The organism is Bacillus sp. FSL P2-0099, assembly GCF_038007445.1.
Classification (GTDB): domain Bacteria; phylum Bacillota; class Bacilli; order Bacillales; family Bacillaceae_G; genus Bacillus_A; species Bacillus_A mycoides.
Genome location: NZ_JBBOXE010000001.1, coordinates 1,195,634 through 1,216,496 on the forward strand (window position 1 = coordinate 1,195,634; position 20,863 = coordinate 1,216,496).

The 20,863-nt window shown below is 36.2% G+C and carries 26 protein-coding genes; 15 read left to right on the plus strand and 11 right to left on the minus strand.

The window, feature by feature from the left end; genetic code table 11:
• Positions 1-4: 4 nt before the first annotated feature.
• The 3 genes from MKY90_RS06080 to MKY90_RS06090 all read right to left on the minus strand — a co-directional run bounded on the left by MKY90_RS06080 (position 5) and on the right by MKY90_RS06090 (position 2,862).
• Complete coding sequence (locus MKY90_RS06080; protein ID WP_061674941.1) at positions 5-763, minus strand: class I SAM-dependent methyltransferase; 759 nt, start codon at positions 761-763, stop codon at positions 5-7.
• 224 nt (positions 764-987) lie between these two features.
• Entirely contained in the window at positions 988-1,833 is an 846-nt protein-coding gene (locus MKY90_RS06085) for a TylF/MycF family methyltransferase (protein WP_002186420.1), read from the minus strand.
• 123 nt (positions 1,834-1,956) lie between these two features.
• On the minus strand, positions 1,957-2,862 hold the full coding sequence (locus MKY90_RS06090; protein WP_341090794.1) for a BclA C-terminal domain-containing protein: 906 nt from the start codon (positions 2,860-2,862) through the stop codon (positions 1,957-1,959).
• A 165-nt stretch (positions 2,863-3,027) separates the two neighbouring features.
• Between MKY90_RS06090 and MKY90_RS06095 the strand changes: the two genes are divergently transcribed.
• From MKY90_RS06095 to MKY90_RS06140, 10 genes are all read left to right on the plus strand, one after another.
• The gene (locus MKY90_RS06095; protein WP_002140850.1) at positions 3,028-4,125 is read left to right on the plus strand and encodes a tetratricopeptide repeat-containing glycosyltransferase family 2 protein; all 1,098 of its coding nucleotides are present in this window, start codon (positions 3,028-3,030) and stop codon (positions 4,123-4,125) included.
• Between the two features lie 155 nt (positions 4,126-4,280).
• Positions 4,281-4,970 (plus strand): class I SAM-dependent methyltransferase, encoded by a 690-nt coding sequence (locus MKY90_RS06100; RefSeq protein ID WP_002125965.1) that lies wholly within the window; start codon positions 4,281-4,283, stop codon positions 4,968-4,970.
• Positions 4,967-5,653 (plus strand): glycosyltransferase family protein, encoded by a 687-nt coding sequence (locus MKY90_RS06105; RefSeq protein ID WP_002140852.1) that lies wholly within the window; start codon positions 4,967-4,969, stop codon positions 5,651-5,653. Before MKY90_RS06100 ends, MKY90_RS06105 begins: the two co-directional genes overlap by 4 nt.
• A gap of 11 nt (positions 5,654-5,664) precedes the next feature.
• Complete coding sequence (locus MKY90_RS06110) at positions 5,665-6,345, plus strand: glycosyltransferase family protein (RefSeq protein WP_215552756.1); 681 nt, start codon at positions 5,665-5,667, stop codon at positions 6,343-6,345.
• A 14-nt stretch (positions 6,346-6,359) separates the two neighbouring features.
• On the plus strand, positions 6,360-7,097 hold the full coding sequence (locus tag MKY90_RS06115) for a sugar phosphate nucleotidyltransferase (protein ID WP_002011380.1): 738 nt from the start codon (positions 6,360-6,362) through the stop codon (positions 7,095-7,097).
• Between the two features lie 8 nt (positions 7,098-7,105).
• Complete coding sequence (gene rfbC / locus MKY90_RS06120; protein ID WP_002011381.1) at positions 7,106-7,651, plus strand: dTDP-4-dehydrorhamnose 3,5-epimerase; 546 nt, start codon at positions 7,106-7,108, stop codon at positions 7,649-7,651.
• Positions 7,652-7,666: 15 nt separating this feature from the next.
• Positions 7,667-8,638 (plus strand): dTDP-glucose 4,6-dehydratase, encoded by a 972-nt coding sequence (rfbB, locus tag MKY90_RS06125; protein ID WP_341090796.1) that lies wholly within the window; start codon positions 7,667-7,669, stop codon positions 8,636-8,638.
• A gap of 11 nt (positions 8,639-8,649) precedes the next feature.
• On the plus strand, positions 8,650-9,504 hold the full coding sequence (gene rfbD / locus MKY90_RS06130; RefSeq protein WP_215552755.1) for a dTDP-4-dehydrorhamnose reductase: 855 nt from the start codon (positions 8,650-8,652) through the stop codon (positions 9,502-9,504).
• A gap of 108 nt (positions 9,505-9,612) precedes the next feature.
• Positions 9,613-10,383 carry an enoyl-ACP reductase FabI gene (fabI, locus tag MKY90_RS06135; protein WP_002011384.1) on the plus strand — a complete coding sequence of 257 codons (771 nt, stop codon included), beginning with the start codon at positions 9,613-9,615 and terminating at the stop codon, positions 10,381-10,383.
• Between the two features lie 147 nt (positions 10,384-10,530).
• On the plus strand, positions 10,531-11,055 hold the full coding sequence (locus MKY90_RS06140; protein ID WP_215584693.1) for a CotO family spore coat protein: 525 nt from the start codon (positions 10,531-10,533) through the stop codon (positions 11,053-11,055).
• A 48-nt stretch (positions 11,056-11,103) separates the two neighbouring features.
• On the opposite strand, the gene exsY is transcribed toward MKY90_RS06140, so the two are convergent.
• Positions 11,104-11,568, minus strand: coding sequence for an exosporium assembly protein ExsY (gene exsY, locus MKY90_RS06145; RefSeq protein WP_016094541.1), 465 nt, complete (start codon positions 11,566-11,568; stop codon positions 11,104-11,106).
• 124 nt (positions 11,569-11,692) lie between these two features.
• On the opposite strand from exsY, the gene MKY90_RS06150 reads away from it, so the two are divergent.
• A complete protein-coding gene (locus tag MKY90_RS06150; protein WP_002140858.1) occupies positions 11,693-12,052 on the plus strand; it encodes a DUF1360 domain-containing protein in 360 nt (119 codons plus the stop codon).
• Between the two features lie 164 nt (positions 12,053-12,216).
• Positions 12,217-12,402, plus strand: coding sequence for a hypothetical protein (locus MKY90_RS06155; RefSeq protein WP_033708144.1), 186 nt, complete (start codon positions 12,217-12,219; stop codon positions 12,400-12,402).
• A gap of 76 nt (positions 12,403-12,478) precedes the next feature.
• On the opposite strand, the gene exsF is transcribed toward MKY90_RS06155, so the two are convergent.
• From exsF to MKY90_RS06185, 6 genes are all read right to left on the minus strand, one after another.
• Complete coding sequence (exsF, locus tag MKY90_RS06160; protein WP_002011391.1) at positions 12,479-12,982, minus strand: exosporium protein ExsF; 504 nt, start codon at positions 12,980-12,982, stop codon at positions 12,479-12,481.
• Between the two features lie 167 nt (positions 12,983-13,149).
• Positions 13,150-13,620, minus strand: a complete 471-nt coding sequence (cotY, locus tag MKY90_RS06165) for a spore coat protein CotY (protein WP_098167271.1) — start codon at positions 13,618-13,620, stop codon at positions 13,150-13,152.
• Positions 13,621-13,763: 143 nt separating this feature from the next.
• Entirely contained in the window at positions 13,764-15,830 is a 2,067-nt protein-coding gene (locus MKY90_RS06170; RefSeq protein ID WP_002125980.1) for an ATP-dependent helicase, read from the minus strand.
• A gap of 235 nt (positions 15,831-16,065) precedes the next feature.
• Complete coding sequence (locus MKY90_RS06175; RefSeq protein WP_002064289.1) at positions 16,066-16,488, minus strand: GNAT family N-acetyltransferase; 423 nt, start codon at positions 16,486-16,488, stop codon at positions 16,066-16,068.
• A gap of 1 nt (position 16,489) precedes the next feature.
• Positions 16,490-17,008, minus strand: coding sequence for a YjcG family protein (locus MKY90_RS06180; protein WP_002011397.1), 519 nt, complete (start codon positions 17,006-17,008; stop codon positions 16,490-16,492).
• A gap of 90 nt (positions 17,009-17,098) precedes the next feature.
• A complete protein-coding gene (locus MKY90_RS06185) occupies positions 17,099-17,830 on the minus strand; it encodes an alpha/beta hydrolase (RefSeq protein ID WP_113769139.1) in 732 nt (243 codons plus the stop codon).
• A gap of 203 nt (positions 17,831-18,033) precedes the next feature.
• Between MKY90_RS06185 and MKY90_RS06190 the strand changes: the two genes are divergently transcribed.
• Both MKY90_RS06190 and MKY90_RS06195 read left to right on the plus strand, forming a co-directional pair.
• Complete coding sequence (locus tag MKY90_RS06190; RefSeq protein ID WP_002030492.1) at positions 18,034-18,945, plus strand: DMT family transporter; 912 nt, start codon at positions 18,034-18,036, stop codon at positions 18,943-18,945.
• A 186-nt stretch (positions 18,946-19,131) separates the two neighbouring features.
• Complete coding sequence (locus MKY90_RS06195; protein WP_113937697.1) at positions 19,132-19,707, plus strand: Crp/Fnr family transcriptional regulator; 576 nt, start codon at positions 19,132-19,134, stop codon at positions 19,705-19,707.
• On the opposite strand, the gene MKY90_RS06200 is transcribed toward MKY90_RS06195, so the two are convergent.
• On the minus strand, positions 19,697-20,368 hold the full coding sequence (locus MKY90_RS06200; protein ID WP_215552753.1) for a DUF4386 domain-containing protein: 672 nt from the start codon (positions 20,366-20,368) through the stop codon (positions 19,697-19,699). The two genes, MKY90_RS06195 and MKY90_RS06200, sit on opposite strands and share 11 nt — an antisense overlap.
• A gap of 87 nt (positions 20,369-20,455) precedes the next feature.
• Between MKY90_RS06200 and MKY90_RS06205 the strand changes: the two genes are divergently transcribed.
• On the plus strand, positions 20,456-20,851 hold the full coding sequence (locus MKY90_RS06205; RefSeq protein ID WP_078184104.1) for a PH domain-containing protein: 396 nt from the start codon (positions 20,456-20,458) through the stop codon (positions 20,849-20,851).
• Positions 20,852-20,863 lie beyond the last annotated feature (12 nt).

Here is a 20,863-nt window from a genome sequence, read left to right on the forward strand (position 1 = left end):
GAAACTACCTTTCAGAAGCTTTTTTTGTAAGAATGATATCTTGATAACTTGTATACTCATTTCTGCCGCACCATAAACCATAATGCGGTTTATTAATTACCTCTAAGCCATGTTTATTTAATAAGGTGCGGATATCTTCTTCAGGATAGGCAACTGCGAAATTAGGAATATCTTTATTCACAACATAACAATTTTCAATTTGATGATAAAAACCTAATGTACTTAGCCCAGAATTTAAGTAATAGGATGATTCAGGGTTAATGAGAAAGAAGGTAATAAAACATCTCCCATCTTTTTTTAGAACACGTACAATCTCAGATACGTAATGTTCTAATTCTTTCGGAAGGAGATGGGTAAATACAGAAGTTAAAAAAATAAAATCGAATGAATCGTCTTCATATGGAAATTTGTATTGAGAAGCATCTTCTTTTCCTTCTGGGTTGTAGAATTGATTATATATATCAACATGTTCGAAATGGAAATTACTACGGGCAGTTGAAATATTATTTTTGCACCATGTAATGCCATCTTTAAATAAATCAAATCCATAATAAGCTCCATCATCACCTAAGTAATTCATTAATGGAACCGCCATTCGACCGACACCACAACCTACATCTAACACTGTTTCATTGGATTTTAAACTGCCAATTTGAATAAAATGCTTTATGAATTCTTTTCCAACCTTTTGAAAGTCGCCACCTACATATTGGACGAGTTCGGGAGGTGGGATTAATGCGATTTTTTTTTCAAGCTCGCTCATAATTTCACTCCTTCCTTGTAGTAAATAGGGAACCAACATTTTTAATATGCAGCTAACATTTTATAGTGGGAGGGGAAACGATATTAGAACTGTTGCGATATGTAAAAAGCTCCCTAGAACAACTGGAAATAGTAATGGGAGCTTTTGTTTTTATTTATCATGCTATTGGCGAAGGCTAATAATTAGTGTGAGATGGAGAAACCCTAACTGAATAAAGTTTCGCCCTATTCTTTTCGCCAATAAACCCCGAATACATCAATTTTAGTAATAGGAGCTTTTAAGTTTCTTTGATTTCTAAAGTCTGTCACGGCCTCTGCACAAGCTGGTAGTCCATAGTCATCAATAATAATATAGCCGCCCTTAGAAACTTTATCGTATAAGTTCACGAGACCATCCATTGTGGATTCGTACATATCACCGTCAAGGCGTGCAATTGCAATTTTTTCTATTGGTGCTGTTGGTAAAGTATCTTTAAACCAGCCTTTTAAAAATTTTACTTGATCATTTAATAAATCATATTTTCTAAAATTCTCTTGTACTTGTTCTAAAGAAACGCGTAAGTAATCGAAAGAGTGTAAATAATCTCCGTAATCTTTCGGATAGTGTTCTAAATTCGGTGTTGGCAAACCTTCAAATGAATCTGCAACCCACACATTACGATCAGTAATGTTATTTGCCTGTAAAAAACCATTCATAAAAATGCACGATCCCCCGCGCCACACACCTGTTTCAATAAAATCACCTTCTATATTTTCGCGGACAACTGTTTCTAGTGCTTCATGTAATTGATTCATTCGTTCCCGGCCGATCATACTGTGTGCTGCTCTTGGCCAATCCATCCCATCTTGACGTTCACTTTTTAAAACATCTGGTTTCACAATTTTCAAGTTATGGTTTTCAGCATATTGCTTAATGAATAAAGGAAGTGGTACGGTAACTGGTTCATATGGAAGTTCCTTAGAAATATGTAATGAAGCAGGTAAATATGGCTCATACTCTAGCCATATTTCAAATAAAATTGTTTTCTTTAACAACTCGAGATAAAGCTGAACAGCAAATTTATTTTCCATATTTGTGCCTCCTGCAAAATGTCATACAACAATATGATTATGTAGATAGTGAAAGTTTCATGCTTGAATTCATAATTGAAAAAGCAGTAAAACTGATATCAGTTTTACTGCTAAGTAAAAAAATTAAGCGATTTTTTCAATAATAATGGATGCACTTGTACCAAGAGCTAGAGATAATCCAAGTCCTGTAACAACAGCTTCAACCATTGATGGCGTTATTGTAATTTGTGTAATTGCCTGGATAACGAGAGGCGCGCCAAGTGAGATTAAACTTGTTCCAGCGCCAGGTATATTAACGCCGTTCACTTGAATTGCAAGGCTACCTAATATACTTACTGCTGCAGTATATGCGATAACAGTAATTTTATAGAATCCCGTTTCACTTATGATGAAAGTATCAGCGTCTAATTGAGAAATTGCTGTACCAAACTGAGATCCAACCGTGTTAAACGGTACAGGATCATTAATTCCAAGAGCTAAAGAAATTGTAGCAGAGTTAAATGCATACAATCCTGCTGGAAGTCCTAATCCAGATGGCCCAGTAGGCCCAGTAGGTCCAGTCGCACCAGTTGCACCAGTTGCACCAGTCGGCCCAGTCGGTCCAGTTGCGCCAGTGTCTCCAGTCGGCCCAGTCGGTCCAGTTGCGCCAGTGTCTCCAGTAGGCCCAGTAGGTCCAGTAGGCCCAGTTGCGCCAGTGTCTCCAGTCGCGCCAGTTGTACCAGTGTCTCCAGTCGCGCCAGTTGTACCAGTGTCTCCAGTCAGCCCAGTAGGCCCAGTCGGTCCAGTCGGTCCAGTCGGTCCAGTAGGCCCAGTAGGCCCAGTCGGTCCAGTCGGTCCAGTCGGTCCAGTAGGCCCAGTAGGTACGGTAGGTCCAGTAGGTCCAGTAGGCCCAGTCGGTCCAGTAGGCCCGGTTGGAAGTGTAAACGGTGGTATTGGTGGTAAAGTTGGACCTACAAGATTAGGATCAAATGCACTAGCTGATAAGAATTCATCAGGATTTAAGCCATCTGAATAATTATTATTTGACATAAATTCACCTCCATAAAGCTTTCATTATATAGTAGATGCAAAATCACAAGAAAATGACACGGACATTTGAATTATTAAAAAGAAATCTTAAATAGCTTGAACAAGTTAAAAAAATGGAAAGTTTATTGTATGTATAACATATGATTGAGTTGGAAGAGGGTGATTATGTTGAACAAGCAAGGAATTACAATTAGTCTATGTATGATTGTTCGCGATGAGGAAAATACAATAGATCGATGTTTGGACGCGGTAGAAAAAATTGTTGATGAAATTATTGTAGTTGATACAGGATCGACTGATCGAACGAAGGAAATTGTAGCAAAATACACTTCTAACATACACGATTTTCCGTGGATTGATGACTTTGCGGCAGCTAGAAATTTTGCGTTTTCAAAAGCAACGCAAGAATATATATTATGGTTAGATGCTGATGATGTGTTATTAGAGGAAGCTCAAGAATCACTGAAAACATTAAAACGAGAGTTAGATGGTAAAGTTGACGCTGTTTCTATGCCTTATTATCTTGTAATGGATTCTAATGGGAAACCTTTATATTGCACAAGAAGATATCGACTTGTAAAGCGTGAAAAACAATTTCAATGGTTTGGAAAGGTGCATGAGTATTTAGCTGTTTCTGGTGAGATTTACAATAGTAATGTCGCCATTACACATAAGAAAGAAAAAGAAATAACGAATCGTAATTTGAAAATTTTTCAAAATGCTGTAGCAGCTGGAGAAGAATTAAGCCCGAGAGATTTATTTTATTACGGTAATGAATCTATGGATAATCAAAAATACGACGATGCGGTTCTTCTGTATGAAACATTTCTTAATCAAGAGGAAGGATGGCATGAAGAGAAAATTTATGCATGTGGTAAGTTAGGAGATTGTTATGCGAAGTTAGGAGACTGGGAGAAGGCAGTTGAAACTTGTACGAAGTCGTTTCGTTATGGTATTCCTAGAGGAGAGAATTGTACAAGAATAGGATATATATATATGGAACAACAAAAGTATAATGAAGCGATATTTTGGTTTAAGCTAGCAACTGAAGTGCCGCTAGCAGAGGATAGTCCTTTTCACAGTCCGGCTAGTTATACGTGGATTCCATATTTACAAATGTGTATTTGTTATAGCAGATTAGGAGATCAAGATAAAGCTTATTATTATAATGAATTGGCAGCTTCTTATGTTCCGAATAATGCTGCGATTGAATATAACCGTAAATATTTTAGAGGCATCTATGATAAACAATATAAAATGTAATTTGTTCTCTTTTTAGGAAATGACTTGTCGCTATTCTAATGATAGTAGAATGGCTATATATTAGATTATCGGTAATGCAACCAATAGAGATGGCATCCTTTGTAGAATATCTTTTGTTTATATTTCAAATTCAATTTGCATAAGGAGTGTGTGAAATGAATCGGGAGAAAAGTTCTTTATACGAAGAAAAATCTGAACATTATTATAATGCGATAAATCCTAATTTATTCAAGCATATAAAAAAGGAATGGCAAGAAGTTCTTGATATTGGTTGCTCGAGCGGTGCATTAGGAGCGGCTATAAAAGAAAATGGAGCACGTGTATCAGGAATTGAGGCGTTCCCAGAGGCTGCCGAAAAAGCGAAAGAAAAACTAGATCATGTTATTTTAGGTGATATAGAAACAATGGATCTTCCTTATGAGAAGGAACAATTTGATTGTGTCATATTCGGGGATGTATTAGAGCATTTATTTGATCCGTGGGCTGTCATAAAGAAAGTAAAGCCATATATAAAAGAAAATGGTGTGATTTTAGCTAGCATACCAAACGTTGCGCACATTTCAGTATTAGCTCCCTTACTCGCTGGAAATTGGACGTATACAGAATATGGATTATTAGATAAAACTCATATTCGTTTCTTTACTTTTAATGAAATGCTAAGAATGTTTTTAAAAGCAGGATATTCTATTAGTAAAGTAGATCGTGTATATGTTGATCATAAAATATATGAGCCACTTATTGAAGAGTTATATGGAATTTGTAAAAAGTATCGTCTTGGAAGTGGCTTCATGGCTGAGACAGTTGTATTTCAATATATTATTGAAGCAGAAAAATCACAATTATGAGTGCTGCAGAAAAAACAATACTATTTGTTACATGTATAAATGATCGGAAATTGTATGCACAATGTGCGCGACATATATTGAAATTGGCAGTACCTCCTGGGTATACTATACAATTTATGCCGATTCGAAATGCAAAAAGTATGACGAGCGGATACAATCAAGCCATTTCACATCCAGCGAAGTATAAAGTGTATTTACACCAAGATGTCTTTATTATAAATGGAGCCTTTCTATACGGATTAATTCAATTATTTGAGGAGCATGAACATCTTGGGATGATTGGGATGGTTGGATCCCAATATGTTCCTCCAAATGGTGTATGGAACGAAGGGCGTGGGATTGTCGGGAAAGTCATTGGTTATATGAACGATTTGTTTTATATGGCAAGTTTAGAGCAACCATTTCATGAATCGAAAACATTTATTCCTGTGGAATGTATTGACGGTTTATTGATGGCGACACAATATGATATTCCGTGGCGAGAGGACTTATTTGATGGGTTTGATTTTTATGATGTATCCCAATCTTTTGAATTTAAAAAAGCTGGGTATACAGTCGGTGTCCCTGTGCAGCGTGATGCTTGGTGTATTCATTATCATTTCGATGTAAATATGACGAACTATGAAAAGTATAGAAAAGTATTTGTAGAGAACTATATGTCAGATGTGAATAAGGAAGAATAGAGGGCTACAAAATGAAAGATCATACAATATTAGTCGTTGTTTGTGTAAATAATGAAGAGCTTTTCGAGCAATGCGAAAGGCAAATAAGAAACATTGTTGTTCCCCCTGGCTATGTAGTGCAAATTTTTCCGATACGAGATGCGAAAAGTATGGCAAGTGCGTACAATCGAGCACTTTCATATCCGGCGAAATATAAAGTATATATACATCAAGATACTTACCTTATTAATCGTGATATGTTTTGTACCCTCATTTCTCTTTTTAAAGAAAATGAAAAGCTTGGTTTAATTGGAGTAGCTGGTGCTCAGTTTTTACCGAGTAACGGGATATGGTGGGAAGGGAAAAATTTAGTAGGGAAAGTGATTGAGCACAGAAGACAGAATTATCAATTATTAAATTTGGATCAGGGGTTTTATGGAAATCAATCTTTTATGTCAGTGCAAGCAATCGATGGTTTACTCATGGCAACGCAGTATGATATTCCGTGGCGAGAGGATTTGTTTCAAGGATTCCATTTCTATGATGTGTCACAGTCTTTAGAATTTCAAAAGGCTGGATATTTAATTGGTATCCCTAATCAAGCAAATCTATGGTGTATTCATTACAACGGAGATGAGTTTGATGCGGATACATATGAGAAATACCGGGAAATTTTTGTGGAACATTATAAAGAGGTGCTATCTCCATCATAAGGGAGAGATGAAGGATGAAAGGGATTATTTTAGCAGGCGGGACAGGATCGAGATTATATCCAATAACGAAAGTAACGAATAAACATTTACTTCCCGTTGGGCGGTATCCGATGATTTATCATGCGGTATATAAGCTGAAGCGATGTGAAATTACAGATATTATGATTATTACAGGTAAAGAGCATATGGGAGATGTTGTGAGCTTTCTAGGAAGTGGTCAAGAGTTTGGTGTATCCTTTACGTATCGTGTGCAAGATAAGGCGGGCGGGATTGCGCAGGCGCTAGGACTTTGTGAAGATTTCGTAGGAAATGATCGGATGGTAGTTATATTAGGAGATAATATCTTTTCAGATGATATTTGCCCGTATGTTAAAGAGTTTGCAAGTCAAAAAGAAGGGGCTAAAGTGCTGCTTCAATCTGTAGAAGATCCCGAGCGATTTGGTGTAGCACATATTAAAGGCCGAAAAATAATTGAAATTGAAGAAAAGCCGAATGAGCCGAAAAGTTCTTATGCTGTTACGGGAATTTATTTGTATGATTCGAAAGTCTTTTCTTATATAAAAGAATTAAAACCTTCCGCAAGAGGGGAACTTGAAATTACAGATATAAATAATTGGTATTTAAAACGAGGAGTACTTACTTATAATGAAATGAGTGGCTGGTGGACTGATGCGGGAACGCATGCTTCTCTTCAAAGAGCGAATACGTTAGCGCGGGATATAAACTTTGGGAAACAGTTTAATGGAGAATAGGTGAAAATATGAAAGTTGTAGAAACAAATTTTACCGATGCGAAATTGTTAGAACCGAGATTGTTTGAAGACGAGCGAGGTTTTTTTACTGAAAGTTATAATAAGAAGATGCTAGAATCGTTAGGGATTACGCATTCATTTCTGCAAGATAACGTATCTTATTCAGCGCATTCGGGGACGATTCGAGGGCTACACTTTCAAAAAAATCCGAAAGCACAAACGAAACTCATTCAAGTTATGCAAGGTGCAATATATGATGTTATCGTTGATTTACGAAAAGATTCACCTACATTTAAAAAGTGGAGAGGTTATATTTTAAGTGCGGATAATCATAGGCAATTATTAGTGCCGAAAGGATTTGCTCATGGTTTTTGTACACTTGTACCTCATACAATTGTTATGTATAAAGTAGATGAGTATTATAGTGCTGATCACGATTCCGGTTTGCTTTGGGAAGATAAAGAATTATCAATTCCATGGCCGGTAACAAATCCTATCTTGTCCGATAAGGATCGAATATTACCATTACTTCAGGAATATGAAGATAGTTTTTAAGTAGGAGAGTTGTTTATGAATATATTAGTTACAGGTGGAGCTGGATTTATTGGAAGTAATTTCATTCACTATATGTTAAAAAACTATGAAACATATAAAATCATTAATTACGATGCATTAACATATAGCGGGAATTTAAATAATGTAAAGTCTATTCAAGAAAATCCTAACTACTCATTTGTAAAAGGGAAAATCCAAAATGGAGAGCTGCTGGAACATGTTGTTAAGGAACGTGACGTGCAAGTAATTGTAAATTTCGCAGCTGAATCACATGTGGATCGTAGTATTGAAAACCCAATTCCTTTTTATGATACGAATGTAATAGGTACAGTCACGCTGTTGGAGTTAGTGAAAAAATATTCACATATTAAACTCGTGCAAGTATCAACAGATGAAGTATACGGTTCTTTAGGGAAAACAGGAAAGTTTACCGAGGAAACCCCGCTAGCTCCTAATAGTCCATATTCTTCAAGTAAAGCGAGTAGCGACATGATAGCCTTATCTTATTATGAAACGTATCAATTACCGGTTATTATAACGCGTTGTTCTAATAACTACGGACCGTACCAATATCCTGAGAAATTAATTCCGTTAATGGTTACGAATGCGCTTGAAGGAAAGAAACTACCATTATATGGTGATGGATTGAATGTAAGGGATTGGCTGCATGTAACGGATCATTGTAGTGCAATTGACACCGTTTTGCATAAGGGATGTGTAGGAGAGGTGTATAATATCGGCGGAAATAACGAAAAAACAAATATAGATGTTGTGGAACAAATTATAAAAATTTTAGGGGAAACGAAAAAAGATATTGAATTTGTAACAGACCGTTTAGGTCACGACCGTCGTTATGCGATTGATGCACAAAAAATGAAGAATGAGTTTGAATGGGAACCGAAGTATACGTTCGAACAAGGATTAAAAGAAACGGTGGAATGGTATAAAAACAATGTGGACTGGTGGAAACCACTAAAAGAAAAGTAAGGGGCATGTAGATGAAAGAACGGATTATCATAACGGGAGCGAACGGTCAGCTAGGGAAGCAACTACAAGAAGAGTTGAATTCTGAGGAATATGACATATATCCATTTGATAAAAAGTTATTAGATGTAACAAATATATCCCGAATTAAGCAAGTGATACAAGAAATAAAGCCACATACAATTGTTCATTGTGCAGCGTATACGAAGGTAGATGGTGCTGAGAAAGAACAGGATCTTGCTTACTTAATAAATGCGATTGGAGCTCGAAATGTAGCGGTTGCTTCACAATTAGTAGGGGCTAAGTTAGTGTATGTCAGTACTGATTATGTATTTCCAGGTGACAAACCGGATGGCTATCATGAATTTCATAATCCAGCACCGATAAATATATATGGAGCTTCTAAATTTGCAGGAGAGCAGTTCGTAAAAGAGTTACATAATAAATATTTTATAGTTCGTACATCGTGGTTGTATGGTAAGTATGGAAATAATTTTGTGAAAACGATGCTACGATTAGGAAAAGAGAGAGAAAACATATCTGTTGTAGCTGATCAAGTTGGTTCTCCTACGTACGTGGCGGATTTAATTACTGTGATTAATAAGCTCATTCATACATCCTTATACGGTACGTATCACGTATCAAATCGCGGTTCATGTTCTTGGTTTGAATTTGCTCAAAAAATATTTTCGCATACAAAAATAAGAGTGAATGTGTTACCTGTGTCGACTGAGGAATTTGGATCGGCGGCAGTGAGACCGAAATATTCGATCTTTCAGCATAAAATGCTACAATTAAATGGTTTTTTACAAATGCCTACTTGGGAAGAAGGATTAGAAAGGTTTTTTATAGAAACAAAAAGTCATTAACAAATTTATGTTAGTGACTTTTTTGTTTGCCTTTAAGAGGTTTTATGGTACTATAATTATAGTATCAGGTACTAATAACAAGTATAAGTATTTCTGGGAGGATATATCATGGAACTATTACAAGGGAAAACATTTGTTGTTATGGGCGTTGCGAACCAAAGAAGTATTGCATGGGGAATTGCTCGTTCTTTGCATAATGCAGGTGCAAAATTAATATTCACATATGCAGGAGAGCGTTTAGAAAGAAATGTTCGTGAACTAGCGGAAACATTAGAAGGACAAGAATCACTTGTATTACCTTGTGATGTAACGAATGATGAAGAACTTACAGCTTGCTTTGAAACTATTAAGCAAGAAGTTGGTACAATTCACGGTGTTGCACACTGTATTGCTTTTGCAAATCGTGATGATTTAAAAGGCGAATTTGTAGATACTTCTCGCGATGGATTTTTACTTGCACAAAATATTAGTGCATTCTCTTTAACAGCTGTAGCAAGAGAAGCGAAGAAAGTGATGACAGAAGGCGGAAATATTTTAACTTTAACATACCTTGGCGGCGAGCGCGTTGTGAAAAACTATAACGTTATGGGTGTTGCGAAAGCTTCGTTAGAAGCTAGCGTGAAATATTTAGCGAACGATTTAGGACAACACGGCATTCGCGTTAACGCTATTTCTGCAGGACCAATTCGTACGTTATCTGCGAAAGGTGTAGGCGACTTTAACTCAATCTTAAAAGAAATTGAGGAACGCGCACCACTTCGTCGTGCGACGACTCCAGAAGAAGTGGGAGATACAGCAGTATTCTTATTCAGTGATTTAGCACGCGGAGTAACAGGTGAAAACATTCATGTTGATTCAGGATATCATATTTTAGGATAAATATAATAGGAATTAAAGTTTAAAAAGGACAGTCTCTAAACGTTGAGACTGTCCTTTTTAATTGTTCCCAGAAAGAACGATTTTTAACGAAAGTTCTAGCCACGTTATGAATATAACTATAATAGTACACGATTTATCCAGCTACGTATGGAAGTGGGAGGGACGAGTGTGAAGAATAAAAATAAAAGTTCAACAGTTGGAAAACCGTTGTTATATATTGCACAAGTAAATTTAGAACTCGCTGCACCGAAAATAAAAAGAATTATTTTAACGAATTTCGAAGATGAGGATCAAAAAGAGCAAAGTAATAGAAATGAAAGTATTGTAAGTAGTGCTGTGGAAGAAGTGGTAGAACAAGAGAAACAAGAACTACGAGAGGAGCCTCAAGTGGAGGTGGAAGAAAAAGTAGAGGAAGAGGAAGAGCAAGTGAGAACGGTCCCTTACAATAAATCCTTTAAGGATATGAATAATGAAGAAAAAATTCATTTTTTATTAAATCGTCCTCATTACATTCCAAAAGTAAGATGTAGAATAAGAACGACGACCGTCTCATATATAGGATCGATTATATCTTACCGTAATGGCATTGTATCCATTATGCCACCAAATAGTATGAGAGATATTCGATTATCTATAGAAGACATCAAAACGATTGATATGGCCGGCTTTTAAATATGTAAAGGTGGTAGAAAGCTTCTACCACCCCAATAGTTTTTTAGTTTACTTAACTATAGAAACGTCGCGTAAGCACTGAATAGCACAGAAGCAGCTTAAATCAACAGTAATGCAAGTAGATGTCGAGATTAATCTTGTATTTGGTACAGCTAAAAACGTACAAATTGGATCGTCAGCAGGTGGTACAGGAGAACCGTCACCTAATACTACAGTTAACACACGTAGGACAGCACAGCTATCGTCATCTACGCTTTCCACACGGAAAATTGGAGATCGGCAGCTAGTAAGGCTTGAAGATGGTGCAAATGCTTCAAAAGGTTCACCAGTTTTTGTGTATAAAATAAAAGGGCGTGTATTTGCTACTGCTGCAGTATTGTGTGCTCCTAAAAATGGAATTTCACAACCAGAACCACATGTTGAACTAGAGCAATCTTGTAGTTCATTGATGAATTTTACGACGTCAACTACGCAGTGAGAAGAGCTATGGTGTTTATTTTCGTTACAACTCATTAATGTCACTCCTTATCTTCTTGTTTGTATTTACATTAATAAGATATTGGAGTGGGGGAGATTTGGTCACAATCTTAAGACCTTTTTTTTTAAATAGGCTAAAGAGGATAGGGAAGGTGGAATTATGTTATTTACAAGCTGGCTTTTATTTTTTATTTTTGCGCTAGCTGCATTTAGGTTAACTCGTCTTATTGTTTATGATAAAATTACAGCTTTTTTGCGAAGACCGTTTATTGATGAGTTAGAGATTACAGAGCCTGATGGAAGTGTATCGACTTTTACAAAGGTGAAAGGAAAAGGATTAAGAAAGTGGATGGGAGAATTATTAAGCTGCTATTGGTGTACAGGTGTGTGGGTTAGTGCTTTTTTATTAGTTTTATATAAATGGATTCCTATTGTTGCAGAGCCTGTACTAGCATTATTAGCCATTGCAGGTGCAGCAGCGATCATTGAAACAATTACAGGATATTTTATGGGAGAATAATAAAGTGAAAATTTAATCAGTGTGGGGCATCCCCCGCTAATTATCAGCCCTCACCAATCGGGATAAATCTTCATGATGTTAGAAAAAGCGGAGTTTAAGAGGATGCGGGAACGGAAATAAAGAGTTGTTCATATAGTAAATAGACAGAATTGACAGTAGAGGAGATGTTTGCTGTGAGCAATAATCCAAGGCAAAATTCATATGATCTACAGCAGTGGTATAACATACAGCAACAGCAACAAGCACACCAACAGGCATATCAAGAACAGTTACAGCAACAAGGATTTGTGAAAAAAAAGGGATGCAACTGTGGGAAAAAGAAGAATACAATAAAACAATATGAAGAATGAAACACTCATGTTACGGTGAGTGTTTTTTATTGTAAAAATAAAAAGCGGTATTTCAATTAAGAAATACCGCTTTTTACTAGCTAATTTGTGCAACTGTTAATGCTGCAGCACGGATGTCTACAGTTCCAAGCAGTTCAACTGGTACAATTTGAATTAAGTCACCAGGGTTTAAGTTAATAAGAATAACACCACTGGATACGTCTACTTCACCAGTACCAATAACGTTAGAGCGAACCGCTGTACCTGATCCAGGAATAATGTTAGCTGGTGTACCTAATGATAAGAAGAAACGACCAGCTTCTGGTGCAGTAGGAACGTTATCAAGACTGATCGTTAATGTATAACTGATTTGATAAATACCAGCTACTTGAATTCGAATACCGTCTCCGACACTTACTGTATTATTTATTACAGGAACAGTAATATTTGGGTTTGGACTTACGCTAGGTAATAGTAGTGGTGTGAATAGTGAAGCGAACTGAGGTGCAGAAGCGTTGAAAGCAAAACCGAAGGCAGGTAGTGTACTAGCTGGTTTCGCCTCACAATCAATGTTATTAAATTCGCAATCAGAAGAGAACATGTTTTTCACTCCTTTATCTGTTTCTACTTTTAGTTAATGAAAAGGACAGGTTCTATGTTCTAGACAAGTTCCCAATTTTATAAAAAATACATAATAATACCTTTTAAGCATGGATTGGGTGGCAGAATCATCTGCCACCCAATCCATGCTTAAATTAGTATTCAGTTTTATATAGAAACATCGCGTAAGCATTGAATAGCGCAGAAGCAACTTAAATCAACAGTAATACAAGAGGAGGTTGATACTAATCTTGCATTTGGTACAGCTAAAAATGTACAGATTGGATCGTCAGCAGGTGGTACAGAGGTACCATCACCTAAAACTACAGTTAATACACGCAATACAGCACAGTCATCATCATCTATACTCTCTACACGGAAAATTGGAGATTGGCAGCTAGTAAGGCTTGCAGATGGTGCAAATGCTTCAAAAGGTGTTCCAGCTTTTGTGTATAAAATAAAAGGACGTGTATTCGCTACTGATGCAGTGTTATGTGCTCCTAAAAATGGAACTTCGCAACCAGATCCACATGTTGTGGTTGCACATTCTTGTAGTTCATGTATAAAACGAACGACATTAGATACACAGTTGAAATCACAATCATGGTGTTGATGATCTTCATTACAATTGCAGCTCATTATGTTCACTCCTTATCGTGAGTTCTGACATACACTATTACAATATGAACGGGATATGGTTGATATTACGTTAATTCTCAGGATAGAAACAGGGAATTTATATAGAGGGGATGTACATATCGTGATATGGAAAAAGACACCCATTATTTAATGGATGTCTTTTCAGGTAAATCTTTTTGCGTAGTATATAGAAAACGAGATATATCTAGTTTCTTTCCTCTGAAAAATTGCGGGGAGGAAATGTAAAGTTCTTCTTTTGCGCGTGTAATGGCGACATAGAGTAATCGTCGTTCTTCTTCTAATGCTTCAGAAGTCTCCGTCACACGGTCATTTGCATCTTTTAAAGAAGAAGTATGCGGCAATATACCATCGCTTGCTCCGAGTAAAAAGACGCATGGAAACTCAAGGCCTTTCGCGTTATGAATTGACATAAGCGATACAGCATCTTTTTGCGGCATTGTTTTTAATGCTTCCATTTCTTTTTGACCTTGAATGGCCTCGTTAATAAATTGTAAGTAAGCTGGAATATCCGTAAAGCGAGTTGCTGATTCCATTAATTCTTCTAACATTTCTTCTTGTATGTCCTTATGCATGGTAAAGGAAGAACGATCATTACTTTGTAAGTACTCTAAATACTTTCCTTTACCATGAATAATTTCTTTCAATGCTTTTTTAGGTTCAAGTTCTTTTATAAACTTAATAAAATCGATTCGCTCATTTACTTTTTTAACTTGAAAAGGTTTCAAGCTTGGGTTTAGTAATAGAAAATGAAGAAGAGAAGGGAAACGGCCCTCACCATATTTCCATTGTTCACGTTCAATAAATGAAATGCACTCATCACGGCCAATATACATTGTTGGTAATATATTTGAAAGTGATTCGAGGCGGAACGGTTCAAGCACGAGTCGTAAGTGATCTAATACGGGCCTAATTAAAGAATGTTCGTAGAACGATTGGCTCGCTCCATGTTTAATAAATGGAATCTTATGAATTGTAAGCTGATCAAGTAAAGAACGGCTTACAGAATGTGTACGATATAATAAACAAAAATCTTTATAATTTCGTTCACCACTATCTACTTTTTCCTGAATGAGTTGCAAAATTTGATTTGCTTCATCAAGAGTTGTCGCAGGTCGTGCATAAAACGGCTGTATGCCATCGTTACGAACAGAATATAGCTCTTTATCAAAACGTTCTTGATTGAGCTTAATAACTTCATTTCCAAGTCCTACGATAAATGGATTAGATCGATAATTCGTATTAAGTGCGATAATCGTAGTATTATCAAATTCCTTTGGAAAAGATAAAATAATTTGGTGACTTGCCCCTCGCCAGCCGTAAATCGCTTGATCGTCATCACCTGCGATAAATAAATTATTTCTCGGCGTGGCTAACAATTTTACAATTTCATATTGTGCATACGACGTATCTTGAAACTCATCTACTTCAATGTAATGAAAACGCTCTTGTAATTGAGTAAGCAGGGGAGCGTTATTTTCTAACATATAATACATTTCTAATAAGATGTCGTCAAAATCGATATAATTGTGTCGTTGTTTTACCTCTTCGAAACGTTCGTATACTTCTTTGAACTCTTGTTCAACCGGTGTTTTCGCTTTTACATCTTTCGGACGATTCAATTTGTTTTTCTCAAGTGAAATCATAGCGAGTATCGTTTCGGCATCATAATCGTCTTTTAAGCGCAATTCTTTCAAAATTTTCTTTATCATAATTTGTTTATGTTTTTCATTTGCTAAAATTTGCTGATTATATCCTTGACTACGAAGCAATTTTAAAAAGACAGAGTGGAATGTACCAGCAACGACATAGCTACTTGCGGCATGATTCATACCAGGTAAATTCGCTACACGGCTTCGAATTTCTTCAGCTGCTTTTTGTGTAAACGTCAGCAGCAAAATATTTCGCGGATGGACATGTTTTACATTAACTAAATAACCAACGCGAGTTGTTAAAACAGATGTTTTACCACTTCCAGCACCAGCTAGTGTAAGGACAGGTCCTTCTGTCGTTTGCACTGCTTCTAACTGTTTTTCATTTAAATAAACACCTTGCTGTTCTAAAGCGCGGAAATACGCCGCATCTGCATCTTCTTCCATAATTAAATGGGTAGATGTTTTCGGAATATGATACGCCGCTTGCGGAATGCCAGCGTGTGTTAACGGTTTTTGTGAAAATTTTTCTTGTGTCATATATTCACCTTCAAAACTATAGCATCAACATTTAACTTTAGCGGAAGAAAAAGAAAATAGCAATGTAAAAAACAGGAGGGGCTACCTCCTGCTACAAAATTACCCCGCTATTTGCGGGCAGTAAAACTCCCATCTTAAAATTCAGGTTGGAGATCAACTGTCCGTAAACGCCCGATTGGTGAAGGCTAATAATCAGTGGGGGATGAACAAAACTCCCACTGATTAAAGTTTCACTTTATAATTCTTTTATCATTACGACGTGTGGGATATTTGCTTCCATAAACACATCAGAAGCCGTCACGTATCCTAGCTTTTTATAGAAAAATTCAGCATGTGTTTGAGCATGGAGTTTCAATTTCGGTAGAGACTCTTCCTTCGCATACGCTTCAAGTGCATCCATAATGATTTTACCAATGCCTTTTTTACGATGTGAAGCTAGTACGCAAATGCGCTCCATTTTTCCTATTCCATCAACGATGCGGAAGCGACCAGCACCAACTGGAACATCATTATCATATATAACAACGTGTGTTGAAATCTCTTCAAACTCATCATACTCTTCTTCTGCAGAAACACGTTGCTCATTTACAAATACTTGCTTACGTACAGAGAATGCATCTCTTAGTTGTTCGTCCGTTTGTACGATTTGTGCGTGCAAATTAGTTGTTCTCCTTTCCAAGGTGGAATGTTTCATGTACAGTCCACGTTCCATTTTCTAATTGGTATAGAAGGTGGAAACGATCGATTGGTTGCTCATAATAGAAATCTTTCATACGTAATCGACCTAATACATCAGCGTGCTCTGCGTCTGATAAGTCTTGACCGATTGTTAAATGAGGTACGAAAGAGTACTCGCGCTCTTGTGTAAAGAAACCATTATGCATTTCTTCATTTAAGAAAGTAAGTTCAGGTGTTTTTTCTACTTTAAAATAAAGAACATTATTAACAGGTGCGAATGAACCGACTTTCCCAACATGAAGGGTGAAAGGGTTCGTTTTATTTGCGATTGTATGTAACTCATTCACAATCGATTCTAATTGTTCATCTTGCGTCTCAAAGGGTGTTTTCAATGTAATATGTGGCGGAACTAATGCGTAATGCGGATCATAACGTTTACGTAATCCGTTCGCTTTATCTTGAATCATTTTTGATGGGAAAATTACAATTCCTAATTTCATGTTCCAATTCCTCCCTTTGCAAGTCTAGTTAGATTTTGAGAATAAATCTCTTTATCTATTATATCAAATTATTCTGAATACCGCTCTCTATTATTTCATTGATAGGATATGAGAAAATGCTTTTGGTAAATCTGCTTGCCAATATTTCCATGTGTGATTCCCTTCAAACTCTTCATAATGCGTGATGAAATTTCTATCTGTAAGTAGTTTATTTAACTCGCGATTCGGTTCTACGAAATCAGATACTTGTCCGTCTGTACGCTTGACAGCTGTTTCTTCGGTCCCAATTACGTGATAAAGATCTAGCGCCCCCGGATTTTTGAAATCTTTTGCTAAGTTCATGACTGTTTCATCAACAAATGGTGATTGCATAACGACCTTACCAAATGTATGCGGATACATAAGTGCGGTCATGAAGGAAACTGTACCGCCGAGAGAATCTCCAATTAAAACGCGTCCTTTACCCATTTGATATGTTGGATAATTTGCATCAATATATGGAGCAAGCTCATGAGCAAGGAAACGAATGTAAGCAGCATTCTTTACATCATTTGGGAAATATTTTTCCTTACGATCGTGTACATTTTTATATGGAATACCGACAATAATTGTGCGGTCGATTTCTTCAGTTTCACGAAGACGCTCAATTACACGGTGCGCTTTACCAAGCTGAAAATAATCTCTACCATCTTGTGCAATAACAATCGTATGCTTATGGAGAGGTGTGTAATTTACTGGTAAATAAACAAGAAGTGTAAGCTCCTCTTGAAGTGATGTACTAAAAAATGAAATTTCTTCAATTCTCCCTATTGTTTGATTCATGTATATCCCCCTAAATAAAAATTTACTGTAATGATTGTAAGAGCGACGCTTGTAGTGAAAAGGAAAGAAATAATCACTAATAGGTGCCTTAATTTCTATTTTACCATAATGGTACGAAGAATCTAAAAAATTAGTATTTAAGTTGTGAAAGAAAACGGATATAATGAAGTGGGATTTTTTACAGGTGAGAGGGGAGACAGGATTTGAAACAAGAAAGATCAATTGCACTACCACTAGCAATTTCCATTATAGCAATTTCATTCGCAGCTGTTTTTGCAAAGATGTCCTCAGCACCATCTTCCGTTTTAAGTATGTATCGATTATGGATTATCGTACTTATTATGCTGCCGATCGTTTGGAAAAAACGGGAAGAGTTTAGTAGGATTCAAATAAAAGATTGGGGATTTTTAATTGGATCTGGTTTCTTTTTAGCTCTTCATTTTCTTCTATGGTTTGAATCCTTAAAGCATACGACAGTTGCTAGTTCGACGATTATTTTAGCACTTCAACCGATCGTATCTTTAGTGGGAGGTTTTTTCTTATTTAAAGAAAGAACAACCTATTCAGCAATTGCGACGATGGGAATTGCGATACTAGGCGTAATGTGTATTGGCTGGGGAGATTTAGGGCTAAGTGAGCAAGCAATTTATGGGGATATATTATCCTTTTTAAGTGTAATTGCAGTTGTCGGTTATTTATTTATCGGACAAACGACAGTAAAGAAAGTATCTCATTGGATTTATAGTTTCACTGTATTTGCCTTCGCTGGTATATTTATAGCGATTTATAACGTCATACTTCAAGTGCCATTTACAGGCTATACGAAGTGGGATTGGAGTATTTTTCTTTTACTTGCGATTGTACCGACAGTGTCACACGTCATTAATAATTGGTTATTAAATTACGTAAATGCAACAACGATTTCAATGAGTATTTTAGGAGAACCAGTTGGGGCATCTATACTAGCGTTCTTCTTACTTGGAGAAAAATTAAACGCAATGCAAATTATCGGTAGCATGCTCGTATTGTTTGGTGTATCTGTTTTCTTACTACAGCAACAAAAGCGAACAGCAAAAAATGTGGTGAACGAACCGGCTTATACACAGGAATTATAACGAGCCTATTCTAATATACGAAAAGAGAAGTTATTGGTAACTTCTCTTTTTTTGTTCTATGCAGAAAATAAAACAAATCAATAGGAGGAATCCCCTCCATATAGCATGAAAAAAGATAATATATAGTGGAGTTACATCATACGTTTCTCATACAAATATAGAAGGGGAAGGGGAAGGAGAGACCAAATGAAAGAGATTTTAATGAAATACATGACAAATCTTACAACATTAAGTGAAGAACAGCAGCGCATGATCGTAGAAGAATTACAAATTGAAGAGTATAAAAAAGGAACAGTGCTCCTAGGGCAAGGAGATGTTCCGTCTAAATGTTATTTTGTATTAAAAGGATGCGTGAGGCAACATTGTATAGATGAATCTGGAAAAGAAGTTACATCAAATTTTTATACAGAAGAACAAGCAATCGTAAATTTCAATCATCATAAACAAGATAAATTATCCCCACATACGTTAACGTGCCTAGAAGATTGTCTAGTTGTAGTTGGCGATCTGTATAGTGAAAAGGACATGTATAAGAAATATTCACAGTTAGAAGAAATGACGCGCCAAATGATTGAATACAATTTTGGTGAAGTACAAGAAGAACTTACATTATTTATTGCATCGACACCAGAAGAGCGCTACAAATCATTATTACAAAAACGACCGCATTTAATCGATCGTGTTCCTCAATATCAATTGGCAAGTTATCTAGGTATTACGCCAGAATCATTAAGCAGAATTAAGAAACGACTCAAACAGTAGAGTTTTTTCCACCTCTAAGCAATAGCCATATACTAAATCCTAGTTCACCTGCGATCATCGGTAGTTGAAAGACAACGTTAAGAATGGAAATAATCGCATCATATTGTGAAAACATCGTATTCATTACGTTAATGATGATATAGCCGATTGCAGCAATGAGCGGTAATATACTAATAGTTTTCGGTATGTTTTTAGATTGAAAGGTTACGTATCCTAAGGTGAGAAGATGTAAGCCGAAAATGATTAATCCTACAGACCAAATGTATTCAAAAGCTTCTAGAAATAACATTGTATATGCTTCTGAATTAGCAACTGTGTTTTTTGAAAGAAGTAATACAAATATTAAATTGAATATAGCAATCCCAAGTATAGCTGTATACATAAGACGAAGACAGGCAGCTAGTAATGAGAGGCTAGTATGGATAGGTTTTAGAAAGAAATAAAGAGCCCACGAGGCGATAATATCCGTAATGAAAATGATAATCCATCCGAAAATTTCTGCTTTGAAAAGTGAACTTGAAGTTTGAATATTATGGAGTGTCGTGCTCGCATCTCCTTGTACAACGAGATTTCCGTGAACAAAACCGTAAGAAAAAAATGCAGTGAATGCCATGATAAGAAGAGAAGTGCCTGCAAATAAGGCGAAATTTCGCTCAGTCATAATACGTCCTCCTATTCTAATGTTGTTTTCATTGTAATAGGGAAGAGGAGGAGATTCATTGACTTAAATCAAGGGAGAGGAAGTTTAGTGGAATTTCCATCAAAAAAAGATGTATGGTTATATCCAATTCTTTGTATTGTTGTAGGTGTCTGTTTTGCTCCGATATTTGCAGGGAGCGAATATTTTCTTTTATTTTTTACAATTCCTTTAGCCATACTATTTATTTGGAGTTGGTTTTCAACAAAATATATTGTTGGGGAAGAAACAATTACAATTAGATCAGGTTTCGTTAAAAAACGCATATTTATACGAGATATAAAACAAATTTCAAATACGAAAAATCCAATAGCTGCTCATGCATTATCATTTGATCGACTTGAAATTATTTATGGATCACATCAAACAGAAATTATTTCTCCTAAAGATAAAGAACAATTCATCAATCTCGTTACAAGTAAAAATTCACACATTGAAACAAAGTAAAAGAGTGGCTAT

Excerpts from the sequence above, each read along its gene's own strand:
- exsY (WP_016094541.1), bottom strand. The coding sequence starts at position 11,568 with ATGAGTTGTAACGAAAATAAACACCATAGCTCTTCTCACTGCGTAGTT.
- cotY (WP_098167271.1), bottom strand. The coding sequence starts at position 13,620 with ATGAGCTGCAATTGTAATGAAGATCATCAACACCATGATTGTGATTTC.
- rfbB (WP_341090796.1), top strand. The coding sequence starts at position 7,667 with ATGAATATATTAGTTACAGGTGGAGCTGGATTTATTGGAAGTAATTTC.
- MKY90_RS06105 (WP_002140852.1), top strand. The coding sequence starts at position 4,967 with ATGAGTGCTGCAGAAAAAACAATACTATTTGTTACATGTATAAATGAT.
- fabI (WP_002011384.1), top strand. The coding sequence starts at position 9,613 with ATGGAACTATTACAAGGGAAAACATTTGTTGTTATGGGCGTTGCGAAC.
- MKY90_RS06150 (WP_002140858.1), top strand. The coding sequence starts at position 11,693 with ATGTTATTTACAAGCTGGCTTTTATTTTTTATTTTTGCGCTAGCTGCA.
- MKY90_RS06100 (WP_002125965.1), top strand. The coding sequence starts at position 4,281 with ATGAATCGGGAGAAAAGTTCTTTATACGAAGAAAAATCTGAACATTAT.
- rfbC (WP_002011381.1), top strand. The coding sequence starts at position 7,106 with ATGAAAGTTGTAGAAACAAATTTTACCGATGCGAAATTGTTAGAACCG.
- MKY90_RS06170 (WP_002125980.1), bottom strand. The coding sequence starts at position 15,830 with ATGACACAAGAAAAATTTTCACAAAAACCGTTAACACACGCTGGCATT.
- MKY90_RS06185 (WP_113769139.1), bottom strand. The coding sequence starts at position 17,830 with ATGAATCAAACAATAGGGAGAATTGAAGAAATTTCATTTTTTAGTACA.
- MKY90_RS06080 (WP_061674941.1), bottom strand. The coding sequence starts at position 763 with ATGAGCGAGCTTGAAAAAAAAATCGCATTAATCCCACCTCCCGAACTC.
- MKY90_RS06155 (WP_033708144.1), top strand. The coding sequence starts at position 12,217 with ATGTTTGCTGTGAGCAATAATCCAAGGCAAAATTCATATGATCTACAG.
- MKY90_RS06095 (WP_002140850.1), top strand. The coding sequence starts at position 3,028 with ATGTTGAACAAGCAAGGAATTACAATTAGTCTATGTATGATTGTTCGC.
- exsF (WP_002011391.1), bottom strand. The coding sequence starts at position 12,982 with ATGTTCTCTTCTGATTGCGAATTTAATAACATTGATTGTGAGGCGAAA.
- MKY90_RS06110 (WP_215552756.1), top strand. The coding sequence starts at position 5,665 with ATGAAAGATCATACAATATTAGTCGTTGTTTGTGTAAATAATGAAGAG.
- MKY90_RS06090 (WP_341090794.1), bottom strand. The coding sequence starts at position 2,862 with ATGTCAAATAATAATTATTCAGATGGCTTAAATCCTGATGAATTCTTA.
- MKY90_RS06085 (WP_002186420.1), bottom strand. The coding sequence starts at position 1,833 with ATGGAAAATAAATTTGCTGTTCAGCTTTATCTCGAGTTGTTAAAGAAA.
- MKY90_RS06115 (WP_002011380.1), top strand. The coding sequence starts at position 6,360 with ATGAAAGGGATTATTTTAGCAGGCGGGACAGGATCGAGATTATATCCA.
- rfbD (WP_215552755.1), top strand. The coding sequence starts at position 8,650 with ATGAAAGAACGGATTATCATAACGGGAGCGAACGGTCAGCTAGGGAAG.
- MKY90_RS06140 (WP_215584693.1), top strand. The coding sequence starts at position 10,531 with ATGGAAGTGGGAGGGACGAGTGTGAAGAATAAAAATAAAAGTTCAACA.
- MKY90_RS06195 (WP_113937697.1), top strand. The coding sequence starts at position 19,132 with ATGAAAGAGATTTTAATGAAATACATGACAAATCTTACAACATTAAGT.
- MKY90_RS06200 (WP_215552753.1), bottom strand. The coding sequence starts at position 20,368 with ATGACTGAGCGAAATTTCGCCTTATTTGCAGGCACTTCTCTTCTTATC.
- MKY90_RS06180 (WP_002011397.1), bottom strand. The coding sequence starts at position 17,008 with ATGAAATTAGGAATTGTAATTTTCCCATCAAAAATGATTCAAGATAAA.